Source organism: Castellaniella ginsengisoli, from assembly GCF_040955415.1.
GTDB classification, from domain to species: Bacteria; Pseudomonadota; Gammaproteobacteria; order Burkholderiales; family Burkholderiaceae_B; genus Castellaniella; species Castellaniella ginsengisoli.
The window spans coordinates 1,617,849-1,636,387 of sequence record NZ_CP158257.1 but is presented as its reverse complement, the minus strand read 5'-3'; the positions used below and the strand labels follow the sequence as shown (position 1 = coordinate 1,636,387).

At 68.1% G+C, this 18,539-nt stretch carries 18 protein-coding genes; 10 read left to right on the top strand and 8 right to left on the bottom strand.

Features of this window, described 5'->3' with window-relative positions:
* Nucleotides 1–226: 226 nt before the first annotated feature.
* Nucleotides 227–649 (top strand): OsmC family protein, encoded by a 423-nt coding sequence (locus ABRZ00_RS07785; RefSeq protein ID WP_368644188.1) that lies wholly within the window; start codon nucleotides 227–229, stop codon nucleotides 647–649.
* A 21-nt stretch (nucleotides 650–670) separates the two neighbouring features.
* Here ABRZ00_RS07785 and ABRZ00_RS07780 read toward each other — a convergent pair whose 3' ends face one another.
* The 3 genes from ABRZ00_RS07780 to ABRZ00_RS07770 all read right to left on the bottom strand — a co-directional run bounded on the left by ABRZ00_RS07780 (nucleotide 671) and on the right by ABRZ00_RS07770 (nucleotide 3,333).
* A complete protein-coding gene (locus tag ABRZ00_RS07780; protein ID WP_368644187.1) occupies nucleotides 671–1,642 on the bottom strand; it encodes a thymidylate synthase in 972 nt (323 codons plus the stop codon).
* Complete coding sequence (locus ABRZ00_RS07775) at nucleotides 1,639–2,457, bottom strand: CoA ester lyase (protein WP_368644186.1); 819 nt, start codon at nucleotides 2,455–2,457, stop codon at nucleotides 1,639–1,641. Before ABRZ00_RS07775 ends, ABRZ00_RS07780 begins: the two co-directional genes overlap by 4 nt.
* A gap of 108 nt (nucleotides 2,458–2,565) precedes the next feature.
* A complete protein-coding gene (locus ABRZ00_RS07770; protein WP_343836789.1) occupies nucleotides 2,566–3,333 on the bottom strand; it encodes a crotonase/enoyl-CoA hydratase family protein in 768 nt (255 codons plus the stop codon).
* A gap of 103 nt (nucleotides 3,334–3,436) precedes the next feature.
* Here ABRZ00_RS07770 and glyQ point away from each other — a divergent pair, with 103 nt between their 5' ends.
* The 6 genes from glyQ (at nucleotide 3,437) to gloA (ending at nucleotide 9,139) form a co-directional block, all read left to right on the top strand.
* Nucleotides 3,437–4,330 (top strand): glycine--tRNA ligase subunit alpha, encoded by an 894-nt coding sequence (gene glyQ / locus ABRZ00_RS07765; RefSeq protein ID WP_368642418.1) that lies wholly within the window; start codon nucleotides 3,437–3,439, stop codon nucleotides 4,328–4,330.
* A 2-nt stretch (nucleotides 4,331–4,332) separates the two neighbouring features.
* Nucleotides 4,333–6,477: a glycine--tRNA ligase subunit beta gene (gene glyS, locus ABRZ00_RS07760; protein WP_368644185.1), complete on the top strand. Its 2,145-nt coding sequence runs from the start codon at nucleotides 4,333–4,335 to the stop codon at nucleotides 6,475–6,477.
* Nucleotides 6,474–7,028, top strand: a complete 555-nt coding sequence (gene gmhB / locus ABRZ00_RS07755) for a D-glycero-beta-D-manno-heptose 1,7-bisphosphate 7-phosphatase (protein ID WP_368642420.1) — start codon at nucleotides 6,474–6,476, stop codon at nucleotides 7,026–7,028. The genes glyS and gmhB overlap by 4 nt, the downstream gene beginning before the upstream one ends.
* Complete coding sequence (locus ABRZ00_RS07750) at nucleotides 7,025–7,756, top strand: lysophospholipid acyltransferase family protein (protein WP_368644184.1); 732 nt, start codon at nucleotides 7,025–7,027, stop codon at nucleotides 7,754–7,756. Before gmhB ends, ABRZ00_RS07750 begins: the two co-directional genes overlap by 4 nt.
* Entirely contained in the window at nucleotides 7,743–8,666 is a 924-nt protein-coding gene (locus tag ABRZ00_RS07745; protein WP_368644183.1) for a M48 family metallopeptidase, read from the top strand. Before ABRZ00_RS07750 ends, ABRZ00_RS07745 begins: the two co-directional genes overlap by 14 nt.
* Before the next feature lie 77 nt (nucleotides 8,667–8,743).
* Nucleotides 8,744–9,139, top strand: a complete 396-nt coding sequence (gene gloA / locus ABRZ00_RS07740; RefSeq protein ID WP_343836804.1) for a lactoylglutathione lyase — start codon at nucleotides 8,744–8,746, stop codon at nucleotides 9,137–9,139.
* A 120-nt stretch (nucleotides 9,140–9,259) separates the two neighbouring features.
* Here gloA and rsmA read toward each other — a convergent pair whose 3' ends face one another.
* From rsmA to ABRZ00_RS07725, 3 genes are read right to left on the bottom strand one after another with little or no spacing between them, the layout of a single operon-like run.
* A complete protein-coding gene (rsmA, locus tag ABRZ00_RS07735; RefSeq protein ID WP_368642424.1) occupies nucleotides 9,260–10,114 on the bottom strand; it encodes a 16S rRNA (adenine(1518)-N(6)/adenine(1519)-N(6))-dimethyltransferase RsmA in 855 nt (284 codons plus the stop codon).
* A gap of 1 nt (nucleotide 10,115) precedes the next feature.
* Nucleotides 10,116–11,630, bottom strand: coding sequence for a peptidylprolyl isomerase (locus ABRZ00_RS07730; protein WP_368642425.1), 1,515 nt, complete (start codon nucleotides 11,628–11,630; stop codon nucleotides 10,116–10,118).
* Entirely contained in the window at nucleotides 11,627–13,993 is a 2,367-nt protein-coding gene (locus ABRZ00_RS07725) for an LPS-assembly protein LptD (RefSeq protein WP_343836812.1), read from the bottom strand. Before ABRZ00_RS07725 ends, ABRZ00_RS07730 begins: the two co-directional genes overlap by 4 nt.
* A 163-nt stretch (nucleotides 13,994–14,156) precedes the next feature.
* Between ABRZ00_RS07725 and ABRZ00_RS07720 the strand changes: the two genes are divergently transcribed.
* The 3 genes from ABRZ00_RS07720 to ABRZ00_RS07710 all read left to right on the top strand — a co-directional run bounded on the left by ABRZ00_RS07720 (nucleotide 14,157) and on the right by ABRZ00_RS07710 (nucleotide 16,827).
* Nucleotides 14,157–15,206: an aminoglycoside phosphotransferase family protein gene (locus ABRZ00_RS07720; protein WP_368647649.1), complete on the top strand. Its 1,050-nt coding sequence runs from the start codon at nucleotides 14,157–14,159 to the stop codon at nucleotides 15,204–15,206.
* 43 nt (nucleotides 15,207–15,249) lie between these two features.
* Nucleotides 15,250–15,981 (top strand): N-acetylmuramate alpha-1-phosphate uridylyltransferase MurU, encoded by a 732-nt coding sequence (murU, locus tag ABRZ00_RS07715; protein WP_368644130.1) that lies wholly within the window; start codon nucleotides 15,250–15,252, stop codon nucleotides 15,979–15,981.
* 129 nt (nucleotides 15,982–16,110) lie between these two features.
* A complete protein-coding gene (locus ABRZ00_RS07710) occupies nucleotides 16,111–16,827 on the top strand; it encodes a hypothetical protein (protein ID WP_343836816.1) in 717 nt (238 codons plus the stop codon).
* Nucleotides 16,828–16,902: 75 nt separating this feature from the next.
* Here the strand turns inward: ABRZ00_RS07710 and glnQ are convergent, their stop codons facing one another.
* Together glnQ and ABRZ00_RS07700 are read right to left on the bottom strand one after the other, a co-directional pair.
* A complete protein-coding gene (glnQ, locus tag ABRZ00_RS07705) occupies nucleotides 16,903–17,631 on the bottom strand; it encodes a glutamine ABC transporter ATP-binding protein GlnQ (RefSeq protein WP_343836819.1) in 729 nt (242 codons plus the stop codon).
* Nucleotides 17,628–18,467, bottom strand: coding sequence for an ABC transporter permease subunit (locus tag ABRZ00_RS07700; RefSeq protein ID WP_343836821.1), 840 nt, complete (start codon nucleotides 18,465–18,467; stop codon nucleotides 17,628–17,630). The genes glnQ and ABRZ00_RS07700 overlap by 4 nt, the downstream gene beginning before the upstream one ends.
* Nucleotides 18,468–18,539: the final 72 nt, after the last annotated feature.

The window sequence follows — 18,539 nt, the reverse complement described above, 5'->3', positions numbered from 1 at the left end:
AAGACTAGAGACGTCCAGAGCCTGAAAAACGGGCCCTGGCAGCCCGCTATTGTAGTCATAGATTTGATCTATGATAAATCTGCGCCAAAAGATCAAGCCTGAATTACCCTAATCATGATAAGGACATGAGCCCATGCCGGAAGACCGGCGCGCGCCGGTCCCGGCCTCTGGGAAACAGCCCTTCATCCACACGCTATACACAACTTGTCCACAGGAAGGATCGACCATGGAATGCACTATCGACTGGCAGGGCCCCGAAGGCATGCTGTTCATCTCCCGCACCGGCAGCGGCCACGTCCTGGCCATGGACGGCGCGCCCGATGGGGGCGGCCGCAACCTGGCGCCCCGGCCGATGGAAACCGTGCTGGCCGGCGCGGGCGGCTGCGCCGCCTATGATGTCGTGCTGATCCTGAAGCGCGGCCGTCACGCCGTGACGGGCTGCCAGGTCGTCCTGACGGCCGAGCGCGCGGACACCGAACCCAAGGTCTTCACCAAGATCCACTACGCCTTCCGGGTCACGGGCCGCGACTTGCCCGCCGCAGCCGTGGAGCGCGCGGTGGAGCTGTCTCACACGAAATACTGCTCGGCCATCGCCATGCTGGAAAAAACGGCCGAGATCACGCACTCGATCGAGATCGTCGCCGCCTGAGGGGCGCGCAAGGCCCGGGGCCTACACCGCCATCGGCGCCGTCAGCGGCGGATGATGGCGGTAGCCCTCGAGCACGAAATCCGCGGGCTCCAGGCGCTCCAGCCATTCGGGCTCGTAGCGGCCGGTGTCCGCATAGGCCGGAATGCGATCCGACAGATGCAGCCGGGGCGCCTGCAGCGGCTCGCGGCCCAGTTGCTCGCGCAGCATGTCCACGTGTGTTTCGTAGATGTGCGCATCGCCGATGAAATACGTGAACCAGCGCGGCTCGTAGCCTGTCAGGCGCGCCACCAGGTGCGTCAGGGCGGCGCCCTCGGCCAGATTGAACGGCGTGCCCAGCCCCACGTCGTTGCTGCGGATGTACAGGCACAGCGACAACTCGCGCGTGACCGGATTCGCCAGGAACTGATACAGCAGATGGCAGGGCGGCAGGGCCATTTCCTCGATCTGGGCCCAGTTCCAGCCATGGAACAGGATGCGCCGGCTGCCCGGGTCGTGGATCAGGGCATCCAGGCAGGCACGCAGTTGGTCCACGGCCTTGTAGAGCAGCACGTGCGGCGCGCCCCCATCCTGGACCGGACCGACGACGCGGTAGCCCCGGGCCTGCGCCGCCTCGATGCGCGCGGCGGCGTCGGCCGGCAGCAGCTTGTAGGCCGGCCATTGGCGCCATTGCACCCCGTAGACAGGCCCCAGGTCGTCGGGGCCGTCGCGCCAGGGGCTGTCCAGCCAGGCGCGGTTCTCATTGGCATTCTGATCCCAGACCCGGCAGCCCAGGGCGCGGAAATCCGCCGCGCTGTCGGCCGCCCGCAGGAAACCGACCAACTCGCCCATGGCCGCCTTGAAGGCCAGACGCTTGGTGGTGACGGCGGGAAAGCCCTGGCGCAGGTCGAAACGCAGGCAGGCGCCCGGCAGGCTCAGGGTGCGCACCCCGGTGCGATTGTCCTGCCAGGCGCCCTGTTCGAAGATCGAGCGGACCAGGTCCAGGTAAGCCTTCATGCGGATTGTTCCAGGATGCGCCGGGCGCGTTCAATCAAAGGCAGGTCCACCATGCGGCCATCCAGGCGGAAGGCGTACTCGCCGGTCGAGTCGGCGTGATCCACCACCCGGCGCGCCCATTCGACCTCTTCGGCCAGGGGCTGGTAGAGACGGTGCGCCACGGGAATCTGCGCCGGATGGATGCAGAGCATTCCGCCAAAGCCCATGTCGCGCGCCATCGTGCAAGACCGCTCCAGCAGGTCCAGGTCGGTGAAGTCCGGATGGACGCAGTCCAGGGGAGCCGCCAGCCCGTGCATGCGGCTGGCCTTGAGAATATCGAAGCGGATCTGCCCGAGCACGAACCGGGAGGCCTCGGTCATCAGCCGCGTGCCCAGCTCGACCAGCAGGTCCAGACTGCCGAACGACAACCGCTCCACGCCATGGGCCGCGGCGATGCGGTCCAGCGCCCGGAGACCGGCGGCGGACTCGATCACCGGCAGCAGGGGCTTGCCCGCCCCGGAGACGATGTAGACGTGTTCCGCGGTCTGGGCCTTGGGCAGGACGATGCCCGCCACCGACGGCAGTGACCGGCACAGGGCCAGATCGTCCTCGAACCAGGGCGTGGTGCCGTCGTTGATACGAACCCACAGCCGGTCGCCGGGATGGGCCGCCACATGGCGCGCCAGCGCATCGCGCGCACCGGCCTTGGCTTCGGGCGCGACGGAGTCCTCCAGGTCGACGATCACGGCATCCGCGCCGCTGGCGACCGCCTTGGGAATACGCTCCGGCCGGCTGGCAGGAACGAACAGCGCCGAGCGCATCAGTGTGTCAGGCATGGCAATCTCCCTTGCGTTTCGGGCCGGGCCCGGTTCCCCTTGCCATGATATCGGCAAACGCCGCCGACGCGGGGCAAGAGCCGCCGGACGCACGAAAAATCGCAGTCTTCACTTGCCCTTCCAGACCGGCGGACGCTTCTCGGCGAAGGCGGTCGCCCCCTCGCGGGCGTCTTCCGAGGTGAAAATATGGGCGATCAGGGGGCGCTGGCGCTCGAACATTTCGTCCGGGCGCCAACTGCGCGATTGCGCAACGATGGACTTGGCCGTACGCACCGCCAGCGGGCCGTTGGCGGCGATCATGCGCGCCAGGGCCAGCGCTTCGTCCAGCGCGGCGCCGGGCTCGGCCAGCCGGTTGACCAGGCCCAACTGGTGCAGGCGCTCGGCGCCGAGCGCCTCGCCCGTCAGCACGGCCTCCATGGCCACGTGATAGGGAATGCGCGAAGGCAGGCGCAGCATGCCGCCCGACCCCGGGACCAGGCCGCGCCGGACTTCGGGCAGCCCGAAGCGGGCGTCGCGAGCCGCCACCACCAGATCGCAGGCCAGCACCAGTTCGCAACCACCGGCCAGCGCATAGCCCTCGACCGCGGCGATCAGCGGCTTGGCGGGGGGCTGCTCGCACAGCCCGGCGAAGCCGCGCTTGCCCACGTAAGGGCGCTGGCCGGTCGCGGCAAACGCCTTCAGGTCCATGCCCGAGCAGAAATTCCCGCCCGATCCGGTGAGCACCCCCAGGCGCAGCTCCGGGTCGCTGTCCAGCGTCTCCAGGGCCGCGGCCAGGGCCTGCGCGGTTTCCAGGTTGATCGCATTGCGCGCCTGGGGCCGATTGAGCTGCATGACCAGCACCTCGCCCAGGCGCTGCACGTCGAGACAATCGCTCATGTTTTCTCCGAAAAAAGAGAAGTGGATAAAATGGCCCTTCCGGACACGGCCCAAGCCATGCCCGTCGGACGACACAACCTTCGCGGGTACTCCCCGCCACGCCATGCTCACATTCCAACAACTGATTTTATCGCTCCAGCAATATTGGGATCGCCAGGGGTGCGCCCTGCTGCAGCCCTACGACATGGAAGTCGGGGCCGGCACGTCGCACACCGCCACGTTCCTGCGCGCCATCGGCCCGGAGCCCTGGCGCGCGGCCTACGTGCAGCCCTCGCGCCGCCCGAAGGACGGGCGCTACGGCGAAAACCCCAACCGGCTGCAGCATTATTACCAGTTCCAGGTGGTGCTCAAGCCGGCGCCGCTCGATATCCTGGATCTGTATATCGGTTCGTTGCGCGCGCTGGGCATCGACCCGCAGCAGCACGACATCCGCTTCGTCGAGGACGACTGGGAAAACCCCACGCTGGGCGCCTGGGGCCTGGGCTGGGAGGTCTGGCTCAACGGCATGGAAGTCACCCAGTTCACCTACTTCCAGCAGGTCGGCGGGCTGGACTGCAACCCGACCATGGGCGAGATCACCTACGGCCTCGAACGCCTGGCCATGTACCTGCAAGGCGTGGAATCGGTCTACGACCTGGTCTGGACCCGAGGGCCCGACGGCACGCCCGTGCACTACCGCGACGTGTTCCACCAGAACGAGGTCGAGCAATCCACCTACAACTTCGAGATCGCCTCCACCGCCATGCTGTTCGCCCACTTCAACGACTACGAGGCCGAGGCCAAGCGCCTGATCGAAGTCCCGCTCGCCCTGCCCGCCTACGAGGCCACCCTCAAGGCCGCGCACACCTTCAACCTGCTGGATGCGCGCGGCGCCATCAGCGTCACCGAGCGCGCCACCTACATCGGCCGCATCCGCACCCTGTCCCGCGCCGTGGCGCAGGCGTATTACGATGCGCGCGAGCGCCTGGGCTTCCCGATGCTGCGGGAGGTCGCGTGACCATGAGCACGAATCCGGACATCCGCCCGCTGATCATCGAACTGGTCACCGAAGAGCTTCCTCCCAAGGCGCTGAACGCCCTGGGCCAGGCCTTCGCCGAAGGCATCCGCAAGACGCTCGACGCCCTCGGCCTGCTGGCAGACGACAGCGCCGGCGCCGCCTATGCCACGCCCCGCCGGCTGGCCGTGCGGCTGGACGCCGTCCTGGGCCAGGCGCCCGACCAGGCCTACGCAGAAAAACTCATGCCCGCCGCCATCGGCCTGGACGCCGCGGGCGCGCCCACCCCCGCCCTGCTGAAAAAGCTCCAGGCCAAGGGCCTGGGGCATCTGGGCGCGGCCGACCTGGCCCGCCGCCATGACGGCAAGCAGGACGTGCTCTACGCGGAAGGCACCGCGCCGGGCGCCCGGCTGGCCGACGGCCTGCAGCAGGCTCTGGACTACGCCATCACCCACCTGCCCATCCCCAAGGTCATGCAGTACCAGTTGGCCGATGGCCGCAGCAGCGTGAAATTCGTCCGCCCCGCCCAGCGCCTGCTGGCCTTGTGGGGCGCGGACATCGTGCCCGTACGCGCCCTGGGCCTGGAAGCCGGCCGGCTCACCCTCGGCCACCGCTTCCTGGATGCCGGCCCGCTGAGCATCGAATCGGCCGGAACCTGGGCAGACCGCCTGGCCGCCGAAGGCCGCGTGGTGCCGTCCTTCACCGAACGGCGCGCGCTCATCGCCCGGCAACTGGCCGAAGCCTCGGCCTCGGTGGGGGCCACCATCGGCCAGGACCCCGAAGTCGAAGCCTTGCTCGACGAAGTCACCGCCCTGGTCGAATACCCCACGGTCTACGTCGGAGCCTTCGAGGAGGCCTTCCTGGCCGTGCCGCCGGAATGCCTGATCCTGACGATGCGGCTGAACCAGAAATATTTTCCCCTGTTCGATCCGGCCACGGGCGCGCTGACCCATCGATTCCTGATCGTCAGCAACATGCGGCCCGCCGATCCGGCCCACATCATCCAGGGCAACCAGCGCGTGGTGCGCCCGCGCCTGGCCGACGCGCAGTTCTTCTACCAGACCGACCTGAAGACGCCGCTGGCCGACCGCGTGGCCGATCTCGCCGACAGCGTCTACCACAACAAACTCGGCACCCAGTTGCAACGGACCGAGCGTGTGCGCAAAGTGGCCCGCTGGCTGGCGCCGCTGCTGGGCGGCGAGCCCCTGGTGGCCGCCCGCGCCGCCATGCTGGCCCACGCCGACCTCGGAACCCAGATGGTGGGCGAATTCCCGGAGCTGCAAGGCGTCATGGGCGCCTACTATGCGGCCCGCGACGGCGAACCGCCCGAAGTCGTCCGCGCCCTGCGCGACCAGTACCGCATCCGCCTGGACGAGCCCGTCACCGCCGCCACGCTCACCGCCACCGTACTGTTCATGACCGAACGCGCCGAGACCCTGGTCGGCATCTGGGGCATCGGCCTGGCCCCCACGGGCGAACGCGATCCCTATGGCCTGCGCCGCGCGGCCCTGGGCCTGATCAGCGCCTACGAGCAGCTCACGGCCGGCGGCCAACTGCAGGCCAGCCAGGATTCCCCCGCGCGCCTGTCCGCTCTGCTGGAGCAGGCGGCGGACGTCTTCCCCCCCGGCACGCTCGCCAAGGGCACGGTCGAGGCCGTGCTGGATTTCGTCTACGAGCGCTGCCGCAACCAGTTGGCCGCCGATTTCGACCGCTCGGCCATCGACGCGGTGCTGGCCCTGCGCCCGCCGCTGCATCAGGTCGCCGCACGCGTCCAGGCCTGCGAGCGGTTCGCCACGCTGCCCGAGGCCGAATCCCTGGCCGCCGCCAACAAGCGCGTCAGCAACCTGCTCAAAAAAGCCGGCGACGTTCAACCCACGTTCGACCCGGCGCTGCTGGCCGAACCGGCCGAGCGCCAACTGGCCGACGTCATCGCCCGCCTCGAACCCCAGGCCACGGCCCAGCTTCAGGCCGGCGACTTCACCGCCAGCCTGGCCACCCTGGCCCAGGCGCGCGGCGCCGTCGATGCGTTCTTCACCGACGTCATGGTCATGGCAGAAGACCCCGGCGTACGGTCCAACCGCCTGGCCCTGCTGCGCTCCCTGCACGCCTTGATGAACCAGGTGGCCGACCTGTCGAGGCTTGCCAGGTGAAGCTCATCATCCTGGACCGCGACGGGGTCATCAACCACGACAGCGACGCCTACATCAAGTCGCCGGAAGAGTGGATACCGATCCCCGGCAGCCCGGAGGCCATCGGCCGCCTCAGCCAGGCCGGCTGGCGCGTGGTCGTGGCCACCAACCAGTCCGGCGTCGCCCGGGGCCTGTTCACCATGGAGACTCTAGGCGCGATCCACGCCCGGATGCGGCAGGTGGTGGCCGACGCGGGCGGGCGCATCGACGCCATTTTCTGCTGCACCCATGGCCCGGACGAAGGCTGCGGCTGCCGCAAGCCTCTGCCCGGCATGCTGCGCGACATCGCCCAGCGCCTGGACGTGCACCTGGACGGCATCCCGTTGGTGGGCGACAGCCTGCGCGACCTGCAGGCCGCCGCCGCCGCCCACTGTTCCCCCTGGCTGGTCCTGACCGGCAAGGGCGAAAAGACCTGGAAGACCGCGGGTTCCCGCGGCGAACTGCCGGCCGGCACCCAGGTCCGCGACGACCTGGCCGCCGTGGCCGATACCCTGCTGAAGGCTGTGCCATGATCCATCTGCGCTCCGCGCTGTACATGACCTTTCTGGTCGTGACGGTGATTCCCTACGCCCTGTGCTGCGTGCTGTGGGCGCCGCTGCCCCTGTCCTGGCGCTACCGGCTGACCCTGGGCTGGCCGCGCCTGGCGCTGTGGGGGGCCCGCTGGATCCTCGGCATGCGCTATCAGGCGCAAGGTCTGGAGCACCTGCCCGCCCAAGGGCCGGCCATCATCCTGGCCAAGCACCAGTCCGCCTGGGAGACCCTGTATTTCGCGGTCAAACTGCCGCGCGACGTGGTCTTCGTCTACAAGAAGGAACTGCACCGCGTGCCCTTCTTCGGCTGGAGCCTGGCATTGCTCAGCATGATTCCCATCGACCGCACCAAAGGCAAGGAATCCTTCGACCAGGTCGTGAAAATCGGCAGCCAGCGCCTCGAAGAAGGCCGCTGGCCTGTCCTGTTTCCCGAAGGCACGCGGGTGGCGCCCGGCCAGGTCGGCCGCTACAAGCAAGGCGGCGCGCTGCTGGCCTGCCGCACCGGCGTACCGGTGATCCCGGTCGCCCACAACGCCGGCGAATGCTGGCCGCGCAATGCCTTCCTTAAAACGCCGGGGCTGGTGACTGTCTCCTTCGGCCCCGCCATCGATCCGGCGGGCCACTCGCCGACTTCGTTGAACGATGCCGTGCGCGACTGGATCGAGGCCGAGATGCGGCGTCTCAATCCCGAGCGCTATGCCGGCCGCTGAGCCCCGCCAGCTCGACCTGTTCGGCCTCGCCGATACACCGGCCCGCCTTCCCACAACCGGCCACGGCCCGCAGCCCGAACGCCCGGCGGCCTACGAACCGTTCCCCGCGGATGGCCGGCGCCGGACGCCCGCCGCACCGCCCCCGGCGCCCCCTCCGTCGCTGCCGCCCGGCGCGCGCTGGCAAACCCTGGATCTGGATGGCTGGATACTGGGCTATACGCTGCGCCGGGCGCGCCGCAAGACCATCGGGCTGCACATCCGCGACACCGGACTGGCGATCCAGGCCCCTGCCTGGGCGACGCGCGCCCAGATCGAAGAAGCCATCCGCCATAAAACGGCCTGGATCCGGAGCAAGCTCGCGGACCGCGACCGACGGCTGGAGCAACTGGCCTTGCAAGCCAGCCAATGGCGGCACGGCGGCCGCATCCCCTACCTGGGCGTGGCCATCGAACTGCGGCTGGACGGCGCTCAGGCGGCCCGCTACGAAGGCGATCCGGCCGCGCCGGCAGACGGCGACCGACTGTTCCTGCCGCTGCCCGAGGGGGCCGATGCCGGCCGCATCCAGGAACGCGCCCAGGCCTGGCTGCAAACCCGCGCCCGGGCCGATTTCGATGCACGCCTGCGGCGCTGCCTGGCGCAGGCGGGGCAAACCATCGCCGGCTGGGGGCTTTCGTCCGCGCAAGGCCGGTGGGGTTCGTGCACCAGCAGCCGGCGCATCCGCCTGAACTGGCGCCTGATCCATTTCGCTCCCAGCCTGATCGACTACGTGATCGCCCACGAAGTCGCCCATCTGAAGGAAATGAACCACGGGCCGGGCTTCTGGCGCGAAGTGGAGCGCCTGTGCCCGTACTTCCGCGCCGCGCGCGACACGCTGCGCCGCCAGCCGCCGGACACTTTGCCGCTGATCTGAGGCGGAACCGGCGGCCGGGCGTCGAAAAATGCGTATGATGTGTAATCGAATCGATTGCACGAGCGGAGGATCCCATCATGCGCCTGCTACACACTATGTTGCGCGTCGGCAACCTGGACCGATCCCTGATGTTCTATACGGAAACCCTGGGCATGCGGCTGCTGCGCCGCAAGGACTACCCGGAGGGCCGCTTCACCCTGGCCTTCGTCGGCTACCAGGACGAGGCCGATGGCGCCGTCATCGAGCTGACCCATAACTGGGACACCGACCGCTACGAGATCGGGACGGGCTATGGCCACATCGCCATCGAGGTCGAGGACGCCTATGACACCTGCGCCACCATCAAGTCGCGCGGCGGCCTGGTGGTGCGTGAAGCCGGCCCCATGAAGCACGGCAGCACCGTGATCGCCTTCGTCGAGGATCCCGACGGCTACAAGATCGAGCTGATCCAGCGCGCGGGCCGCGAAGATTAGCAAGGGCCCCCACGCCGCGCAGCTTGCCGCTGCTTGCTGCCCCCCAAGGGGGCGCTTTTTGCCTGGGGGCGGCCCGGCGGCAAAAAAGGGCCCCCACGCCGCGCAGCTTGCCGCCCCAATTCAGGCCGTGGGCGTCACGCCGGCGGCGGCCAGGGCATCGGCCATGTCCATGAATTGCGCCACCGACAATTCCTGGGGCCGCGCCGTCGGCGCCACCCCCAGGGCATCCCAGTCCAGCCATTCGGCCCAGGCGCCCAGGCTGCCCCGGATCATCTTGCGGCGCTGCTCGAAGACGCGCGCCACCAGCCGTTCGAAGATCCGCGCATCATGCGGCTGGCGCAGCGCGTCTTGCGCCAGCGGACGCATGCGCACCACGGCCGACATCACGCGCGGCGGGGGATCGAAGGCCTCGGGCGGCACGTCGAACAAGTGCGTCATCCGGTAGCGCGCCTGGAGCATGACGGACAGCCGCCCATACTGGCTGTCGCCGGGACGGGCCACCATGCGGTCGATGACCTCGCGCTGCAGCATGAAATGCTGGTCGCGGACGCGGTCCGCGCAGTGCAGCAAATGGAACAGCAGAGGACTGGAGATGTTGTAGGGCAGATTGCCCACCACGCGCAGCCGGACGGCCTGGCCCGATGCCGCATCGGCGGCGGACAGCAATGCGCCGAAATCCACGGTCAGCGCGTCGGCCTCGATCACCCGCAGACGGTCTTCGCTCCAGCGGCTGCGCAGCCTCCCGGCGAGATCCCGATCCAGCTCGACCACCGTCAGCCGCTCCAGCCGGTCCAGCAATGGCGCGGTCAGCGCCGAGAGCCCCGGGCCGATCTCGACCACGGCGTCGCCGGGCTGGGGGTCGATGGCGCGCACGATGGCATCCACCACCGACTCGTCGGCCAGAAAGTGCTGGCCGAAGCGCTTGCGCGCCTGATGCGCGCCTCCTGAACGGCCCGGCGTTTCCCGATGCTTCACGTCAGCGGCCGCCGCCCGCCGTCTTTTCGAGGCGGTTATCGATGTATGCCTGGCTGCGCAACTGGTCGAGCCAGTCTTCGTAGGCCGGGCCGATGCGGCCCTCCATCAGTTCGCGGCGCGCCTGCATGCGGCGGAATTCTTCTTCCATGTTTTTGGTCTGGCGGCCTTCGACTTGGATCAGGTGCCAGCCGAACGGCGACTTGACCGGCTCGCTGACCTGGCCGTCCTGCAGCGCGTTCATGGCCTGCTCGAAGGCCGGCACGGTCTGGCCGGGATTGAGCCACCCCAGATCGCCTCCCTGGGGCGCGGAGGCGTCCTCGGAATAGCGCCGGGCCAGCTCCGCAAAGGATTCACCGTGTTCGATGCGGGTGCGCAGGCTTTCGAGCGTGGCGCGGGCCTTGGCATCGTCCACGACCTTGGACGTCTTGATCAGAATATGGCGGGCGTGAGTCTGCGTGACCATCATGGGGCCCGAAGCCGCTGGGGCGCGGGAGGCCGCGGGCGCCGGAGCCGCCTGGGCTGGCGCGGCCGAGCCCGGGGCCGGGCGCGGCTGGGCATAGCCCCGGCGCAGGACCTTCAGGATGTGGAAGCCGCGGCCGCTTTGCACGATGCCGCTGAGGCCGCCGGGCGGCGTGTCGGCGATGGCTTGCACGAACAGATCGGGCCAGTCGCGCAAGGGCCGGACGCCCATATTGCCGCCTTCCAGGGCCTGGGGACCGTTCGAGGCGGCTGCGGCAACGCCGGCGAAATCGGCCCCGGTCTTGAGCTTGCGCAGGATGTCTTCGGCCTGCTTGCGTTTTTCCTGGACGACGCTGTTGGCCGCGTAATCGGGCACCTCGATCAGGATCTGCGCCAATTCGACCAGTTCGGGCCCGGTGGGAGCGGGCGCGGTGTCGGGCTGCGGCGCCGGCGCGGGCGCATTCACGGACGGCGCCAGGATCGGCTGGCCGGCGTTCATGGACAGGAACGCATCGATGTCGCTGTCGCTGATGGTGATGCGGTCTTCGACGAAGCGTTGCCGCAGGATGTCGTCCTGGATCTGGGTCCGCAGGTCGGCGCGATAGGCGTCCCAGCTCATGCCGCTGTTGGCGATTTCGTGCCGCAACTGCTCGACGGTGATCCGGTTCCGCTGGGCGATGGTCTGCACCGCCTGGTCGACCTGGGCGTCGGAGACCCGGATGCCGACGCGCGCGGCTTCGTGGTTTTGAAGCGTGGCATTGATCATCTGCTGCAGCACCTGCCGCCGCAGCACCGGCGCTTCGGGCACGGGGATGCGCTGCTGTTCCATCTGGCGGCGCACCTGGACCGCGCGCGCATCGACCTCGGCGAGCGTGATGACCTCTTTATCGACGATCGCGGCAATGCCGTCCACGAATTGTTCGGTTGCGGGCGCGGCCTGGGCGGGCGCCGGCTTGTGTGCGGACTGGCCGGCGGCCAGGGCGGACGCCGGTGCCCAGGCGCCCAGCACGATGGCCAGCGACAGTACACGGGCGGGATGACGCAAGCCAGACATCATTCGTACCTCTCGAAAACGGTTTTTTCAGGCGTTGGGGGGGTGACGGGCTGGTAGCCGATGACGCGATCAGTCAGCAGGGACATGGGATTGGTGCCCAGTGAGCCGAGACCGGTGAGCTCCAGTTGCAGGAACAACGCCGTATTGGTCTTCTGGGCCGACACCGCGTAACGCTGCATCACCACGCGCGCGGCCCAGCCGCCGTCGCCCCGATACTCCAGGCCGACGATGGACTGCGTGCTGCGTTTTTCAGCGAGCGAATAATCATAACGTCCCACCCCGTACCACCGCACCGACAGCGGCCATTGGGTGCTCAGGCTGACCTGCTCGCGCGTGGCCGGGACGGTGCCCGACGGCAGCACCCCATAAGGATCGGCGTAGCTGTTGACGTCGCGTTCGTAACGATAGGACAGCGACACCGTCGCCAGGCGCTTGGGCGTCCAGCGCACGCCGCTGCTGAGCCGGTTGCGCTCCTGGGTGTCGTGGTCGAACTGCCCGTCGAAATACACCGAGAAGTTATCGGTCAGTGCCGCCCGGGCGCCGATCAGGTAATCCGACTGGGTATCGAGGCGGGGCGTTTCGCTGGACAGCGTGACCTTCTGCCGGTCGAAATAGAAGCGCTGCGCGAGCGACAGGGACAAGCGCTCGAAGCCGGTGCCGGCATCCAGCCAGCGGCTGGTCAGGCCGACCGTGAGCTGATTGGCATTGGCGATGCGGTCCCAGCCGCCGCTGAAGATGTTCTCGTCGAAGGCCTGCTGGAAATTGAAGGTCGCCAGCCCCGTATCGAAGACGGGCAGTTCGGACTGGTCGCGATACGGCACGTACAGGTAGTACAGGCGCGGCTCCAGGGTCTGGACGGCGGCATTGCCGAACAACGACGCATCGCGCTCCAGGGTCAGGCCGGAGTCCACCGAGGCGATCGGCAGCACCCGCGTCTGGCTGCGGGGACGTCCGGCAAACTGTGTCATGCTCGGCGCGCTCGAAAACCATTCGGTTTCGTACTGGCTCATGTGCAGGCCGACCTTGGGCGTCAGGTAGGCGCCCGGCAGCACGAAGGGCCGTGCGATCGAGGTGTAGGACGTCAGGCGCGTGCCGTTGGGCATCAGGCGCTTGCCCGATTGGTCGGGAAACGCGTCGCCATGATAGATCGGGGCCACGAACCGCGTGGCCGTATTGGCAGACACCACGTCCAGGCCGTGCCATCCATAGCGCTGCGCGGTGAAGCTGAGCTGAGGCAGCATGTCGTAGGGCGGCGCCAGAAACGAACCGGTACTGTCCTGCAGGGTCTGGTAGCGATAGAACTGCAGCGAGCCGTTCAGGAAACGGTTGTCCGTCCAGGACAGCATCGCCTGGCTGGGCATGTAGGTGATGGCCGCGTCCGTCAGCCCGAAAGACGAGAAGTCGCGGAAATAATCATCGTCCGACACCTTGCGCGCATCCAGGTAGGCGCTGAAACCCTTGCCCAGCGTCTGGGTGTGCTGCACCGAATACATCCAGCGCTTGTCGCCCGTCTGGCGGTCGCGCATGATGTAGGAGCCGAACAGCTCGGAGTGCGAGCGGGCGCTCAAGTGGCGGAATTCCGTGCCCAGCAGCAGGCCGCGCTTGCTGAGATAGCGGGGGTACAGCGTGGCGTCGTAATTCGGCGCCAGATTCAGGTAGTACGGGGTGGTGAGTTCGAGCCCGCCGTTGCTCGACGTGCCATAGGTCGGCAGCAGGAAACCGGACTTGCGGTCCTTGCCGAGCGGGAACGACAGATAGGGCGAATACAGGATCGGCGCCCCCTTGAAGTACAGCACCCCGTGGCGCGCCACGCCTTCATTTTCGTCCAGGTACAGGTCGACGCGGCTGGAATCGATATGCCAGGCCGGATCCGGTCCCGTCCAGCCGCTGTAGCGCACGTTTTTCAGGCGCATGTGCTCGCGGCTGAGGATTTCCGCCTCGTCGGCCCGGCCTGCGCCGGCCGAGCCGCCCAGCCAGAAACGCGGCTGCTCGATCAGGCCCTGCTGGGTATCGACGTTGTAGCGCAGGTGCGGCCCGCGCACGATGTTGCCGTCGCGCAGCACCAGCCCGTTGCCACGGACCTCGGCTTCGCCCGTGGACTGCAGATAATCGATACGGTCGCCCTTGACCACGGAATCCAGTCGGCGGACCTGGGCGTTGCCGCGCAGGATCACCCGCCCGTCGGTGCCGCGAACCGTCTCGTCGCCGATCAGAAACGACGGCAGGGAATCGTCTTTCAGATCCTTGTGCAGCCGCAGGCTGCCGACCATGCGCATTCCGTCCGCATCCGGCACAGGCGGTGCGGCAAGAACCGGCGCCGGCAGGCACAAGCCCAGGAAGATGAAGCGACCGATCCAATGCGCCAAGACCCGGTTCCCCGAAATGGTTGTGAAAGACGATGGCCGGTCAACCCACCCGCGACGACCAGCGACCCAGTATTATAGAGAAGCCGGGCCGCATCCGTGTCCCGGTCGCCCGATCAAATGATCCGTTGGTCTTCTTTTTCCGCCTTCTCCTCGAATCCAGCGCATGACCTCTACCCCCACCCCGGACCTCCGCCTGGACGCCCTGCGCCATTGGCTGGAGCGGCACGCCGACCGGCTTGGCCTGATCCCGGACAGCCTCGCACCCGTTTCAGGCGACGCCAGTTTCCGCCGCTACTTCCGCCTCCAGGCCGCACACGGCACGCTGATCGTCATGGACGCCCCGCCGCCCCACGAAGACTGCGCCCCTTTCGTGCGCATCGCCGGCCTGCTGGCGCGAGGCGGCCTGCGCGTCCCCGAGATCCTGGCGCAGGACCTCGCACAAGGCTTCCTGCTGCTTTCCGACCTGGGCGAACGCACCTTCTACGAAGCGCTGCGCGACGGCCTGTCGCAAGACGAAGCCGCCCTGCAGCGGCATTATCGGGGCGCGTTGCGCGCCCTGGTCGCGCTGCAGCAGTGCCCTTCGAGCGATCTGCCCCCCTACGACGAAGCCCGCCTGCTCGAAGAGCTGGCCGTATTCCCGCAATGGTATCTGCGCACTCATCTGGGCCATACGCCCGATGCGGCCGCCGAAGCCGCGCTGGCGGACGTGTTCGGCCTGCTGGCGCAGCGCGCGGCAGCCCAGCCGCGCGTCCTCGTGCACCGGGACTTTCATTCGCCCAACCTGATGATCGGCCCCGACGCGCCGGAGCCGGCGCCCGGCGTCATCGATTTCCAGGACGCCCTGCACGGCCCGATCAGCTACGACATCGCCTCGCTGGCCATGGACGCCCGCACCACCTGGGACGAAGCCAGGCAGCTCGACTGGGCCATCCGCTACTGGGAATACGCCCGGGAGGCGGGGCTGCCCGTGCCCGACGACTTCGCCCGGTTCCACGTCGAGTACGAATGGATGGGCCTGCAGCGCAACCTGCGCATCCTGGGCGTATTCGCCCGCCTGTCGCACCGCGACGGCAAGCATCACTATCTGGACCACATGCCCAGGGTGCAGGCCTACGTGCGCCAGGTCGCGGGGCGCTACGCCGTCTTCCGCCCCCTGCTGCGCCTGCTGGACCAGGCCGAACGGCCGCCGCAGACCGTGGGTTATTCCTTCTAGTGTCCCCCCTCGCATCCCCAGGAGCCGCGACGCCATGAGCACGATGCGCGCCATGATCCTCGCAGCCGGGCGCGGCGAACGCATGCGCCCGCTGACGGACACCTGCCCCAAGCCCCTGCTGCCAGCGGGCGGCCGCCCCCTGATCGCCTGGCACCTGGAACGCCTGGCCCGTGCCGGCATCACCGACATCCTGGTGAACCACGCGTGGCTGGGCGAGCGCATCGAAGCCGCGCTGGGCGACGGCAGGGCGTACGGCGTGCGGCTGCGGTATTCGGCCGAATCCCCCGCCCTGGAAACAGCGGGCGGCATTGCGCGCGCGCTGCCATTCTTCCAGGGCCAACCTTTTCTGGTCCTGAACGGCGACGTGTGGTGCGACTGGGATCCCGGCCGCGCGCCGGGCCTGGCAGCCGGCTGGCCGGCGGATCGCCTGGCCCATCTTGTCCTGGTGGACAACCCCGCCCATCATCCGGACGGCGATTTCATCCTGGACGCCGATGGCTTGGCCGCCCCGCGTCCGGACACCGGCGGCGAAGCGGCCCCTGCGCTGACCTTCGCCGGCATCGGCCTGTACCGCCCGGCCTTGTTCGCCGACACCGACCCGGACCAGCCCGCGCCGCTCGCGCCGCTGCTGCGCCACGCCATGGCCCGGCGCGCCGTCAGCGGCGAACGGCATGCCGGGCACTGGACCGACGTCGGCACACCGGAGCGCCTGGCCGAGCTGGATGCCGCATTGGCCGGCGGGGCGCCGGATCGGCAATCCTGTCCGCATCCGTAAAATCGAAACCGGATGTAGACGCAATCCCAGCAAGCCCGCGAAACCGTTTATCCTAATTGGTTTCCCACGCGCGTCCGCCACGCGGTGCGCCGCTTTACGCAAGAATCCAAGCAATTCAGGAATTCCGTCATGTCGCTCGGCCCGAAACGCCCCACCTTCAAGCCCACCCCCTACGGTTACACCCGGCGCAGCCGCGGGATTCCGCGCTGGTTGCTCCTGCTGATCACCGGCATCGTCCTGGGCGCCGGCGGCGTCTTGTTCCTGCAGCGCAGCTATGGCCCGCAGCGCCTCACGGCCGAACAATCCGAACAATTGCGCACGGACTTGCACACCGCCAACCTGGAAAGCCAGCGCCTGTCCGTCGAGGCCGACAAGATCCGCGCTGAAATCAAGCAGGCGCGGCAGGACCAGCAGGAACAGGCCGCCCGCGCCGAGCAGTTGCGCAAACAGGTTGCCGACATGGCCGCCGGCGTCTCCAGCCTGATCGAGGCCATTCCGCCCGATCCGCGCGGCACCTCGCCCGGCATCCGCAGCGCCGATATGGTTTCGCGCGACGGCGGCGTGGATTACCGCATCCTGCTGATCCAGGACCTGCCCGAGGGGCAAACCGAGATTCCCGCCCTGCGCGGCCAGATCAAGCTGATTGCCCAGGGCGTCTACCCCAACGGCAACACGGCTTACGTCGAACTCGTCGAGCAGCCCCTCGACATGGGCCGCTACATCGCCCTCGAAGGCCGCGCCGAACTGCCGAACAAGGCTTTCCGCCCGCGCCAGGTCACCATCCAGATCACGGGCGAAGGCTCCGACAAGATCATCGCCACCCGCACCATCCGCGTCACGGGGTGATGAGATCGGACACAGGACGGTCTCTGCGGACTGTCCTGCGCCGGTCGCATCCGAGCGTCCTGCAGGACGCGAGGATCAGGCGACGTGCTGCAGGAAATCGCGCAGCCGCTGGCTGGGCGGCTGGCTGAGCAAGGTCGCGGGATCGCCGTCTTCGGCGATCTTGCCGCCGTCCATGAAGATCAGGCGGCTGCCGACCTTGCGGGCGAACTCCATCTCGTGGGTGACCACGATCATGGTCATGCCTTCCTCGGCCACGTCCTGCATCACCTTCAGGACTTCGTGGCGCAACTCCGGATCCAGCGCCGAAGTGGGCTCGTCGAACAACATCAGCAGCGGCTTGATGGCCAACGCGCGGGCGATGGCCACACGCTGCTGCTGTCCGCCGGACAACTGGCCCGGGTAATGGCCGGCGCGCTCGGCCAGACCCACCTTGGCCAGCAGCTCCAGCGCCTGCTCGCGCGCCTGGCCCTTGGGCGTGCCCCGGGTATGGAGAGGGCCGAACATCACGTTCTCCAATGCCGTCAACTGGGGAAACAGATTGAACTGCTGGAACACCATGCCGGCCTCGCGGCGCAGTTCGCGCACCTGCGCCGGAGGGCCCAGGACGCTTTGCCCGTTGACGACGATGTCGCCGCCCTGAATGGTTTCCAGCACATTGATGCAACGCAGGAAAGTCGATTTGCCCGAACCGGAGGGCCCGACCACGACCACGACCTCGCCCGCATCGATGCTCAGGTCGATGCCGTCGAGCACGATGTTCTCGCCGAAGCGCTTGGTGACATTCTTGAATTCGACGATGCTCATACGATGCGCGTCCTGTGTTCGATGAATTTCAGCACCAGCGCGATGCAGCCCGTCATGATCAGGTAAATCACAGCCACCGCGCCCCAGATCTCCACGGCGCGGAAATTGCCGGCGATGATTTCCTGGCCCTGGCGGGTGAGCTCGGCCACCCCGATCACGATGAACAGGGACGAGTCCTTGAGGCTGATGATGCACTGGTTGCCCATGGTGGGGATCATGCGCCGCAAGGCCACCGGGCCGATGATGCGGGCCAGTATCTTATGGAATGGCAGGCCCATGGCTTGCCCGGCCTCATACAGGCCCTTGGGCACCGACTGCAGGCCGGCGCGCACGATCTCGGCGATGTAGGCGCCGGAATTGATCATCAGCGTCACGGTCGCGGCGGTAAAGCCGTCGATGCGCAGGCTGACCAGCAGCGGCAGAGCGAAATAGATGAACATCACCTGGACCACGATCGGCGTGCCCCGGATCACCAGGATGTAGACCTGGGACAGGAAGGACAACACCAGCGGAATCCAGGACAGGAAGCGCCAGGCGAGCGCCGCCAGAACCGCCAGGCGCAACACCCACCAGGCCCAGTCGGGCACGCCGGCCAGGGGGCCATCGCCCAGCCAGGAGGCCAGCCGCAGCAGCACCACGGCGGCCGCCAGGACCACGACGCTCCAGCCCAGGGAACGGCGCGTCACGGGCACCGGCACGTACGTCACCACGACACCCGTCAGGGCGCCGATGATCGTGCCGCCGACCAGGCCCAGCAGGGTGATCTGGATCGTCATCCACGAACCGGCCATCAGATCGGGCCAGGCGGCCCATATGGCAGACCATTCGAAAGTCACGGTCTTTCCTCGTCAAGATCGGCGCGCATGCTACAGGCGCCGCAATGAAAAACACGGCGGCCGGACGCATGC

What these genes read in the sequence shown, in the direction of transcription:
- ABRZ00_RS07785 (WP_368644188.1), top strand. Translation starts at nt 227, where the DNA reads ATGGAATGCACTATCGACTGGCAGGGCCCCGAAGGCATGCTGTTCATC.
- ABRZ00_RS07780 (WP_368644187.1), bottom strand. Translation starts at nt 1,642, where the DNA reads ATGAAGGCTTACCTGGACCTGGTCCGCTCGATCTTCGAACAGGGCGCC.
- ABRZ00_RS07775 (WP_368644186.1), bottom strand. Translation starts at nt 2,457, where the DNA reads ATGCCTGACACACTGATGCGCTCGGCGCTGTTCGTTCCTGCCAGCCGG.
- ABRZ00_RS07770 (WP_343836789.1), bottom strand. Translation starts at nt 3,333, where the DNA reads ATGAGCGATTGTCTCGACGTGCAGCGCCTGGGCGAGGTGCTGGTCATG.
- glyQ (WP_368642418.1), top strand. Translation starts at nt 3,437, where the DNA reads ATGCTCACATTCCAACAACTGATTTTATCGCTCCAGCAATATTGGGAT.
- glyS (WP_368644185.1), top strand. Translation starts at nt 4,333, where the DNA reads ATGAGCACGAATCCGGACATCCGCCCGCTGATCATCGAACTGGTCACC.
- ABRZ00_RS07750 (WP_368644184.1), top strand. Translation starts at nt 7,025, where the DNA reads ATGATCCATCTGCGCTCCGCGCTGTACATGACCTTTCTGGTCGTGACG.
- ABRZ00_RS07745 (WP_368644183.1), top strand. Translation starts at nt 7,743, where the DNA reads ATGCCGGCCGCTGAGCCCCGCCAGCTCGACCTGTTCGGCCTCGCCGAT.
- gloA (WP_343836804.1), top strand. Translation starts at nt 8,744, where the DNA reads ATGCGCCTGCTACACACTATGTTGCGCGTCGGCAACCTGGACCGATCC.
- ABRZ00_RS07730 (WP_368642425.1), bottom strand. Translation starts at nt 11,630, where the DNA reads ATGATGTCTGGCTTGCGTCATCCCGCCCGTGTACTGTCGCTGGCCATC.
- ABRZ00_RS07720 (WP_368647649.1), top strand. Translation starts at nt 14,157, where the DNA reads ATGACCTCTACCCCCACCCCGGACCTCCGCCTGGACGCCCTGCGCCAT.
- murU (WP_368644130.1), top strand. Translation starts at nt 15,250, where the DNA reads ATGCGCGCCATGATCCTCGCAGCCGGGCGCGGCGAACGCATGCGCCCG.
- ABRZ00_RS07710 (WP_343836816.1), top strand. Translation starts at nt 16,111, where the DNA reads ATGTCGCTCGGCCCGAAACGCCCCACCTTCAAGCCCACCCCCTACGGT.
- glnQ (WP_343836819.1), bottom strand. Translation starts at nt 17,631, where the DNA reads ATGAGCATCGTCGAATTCAAGAATGTCACCAAGCGCTTCGGCGAGAAC.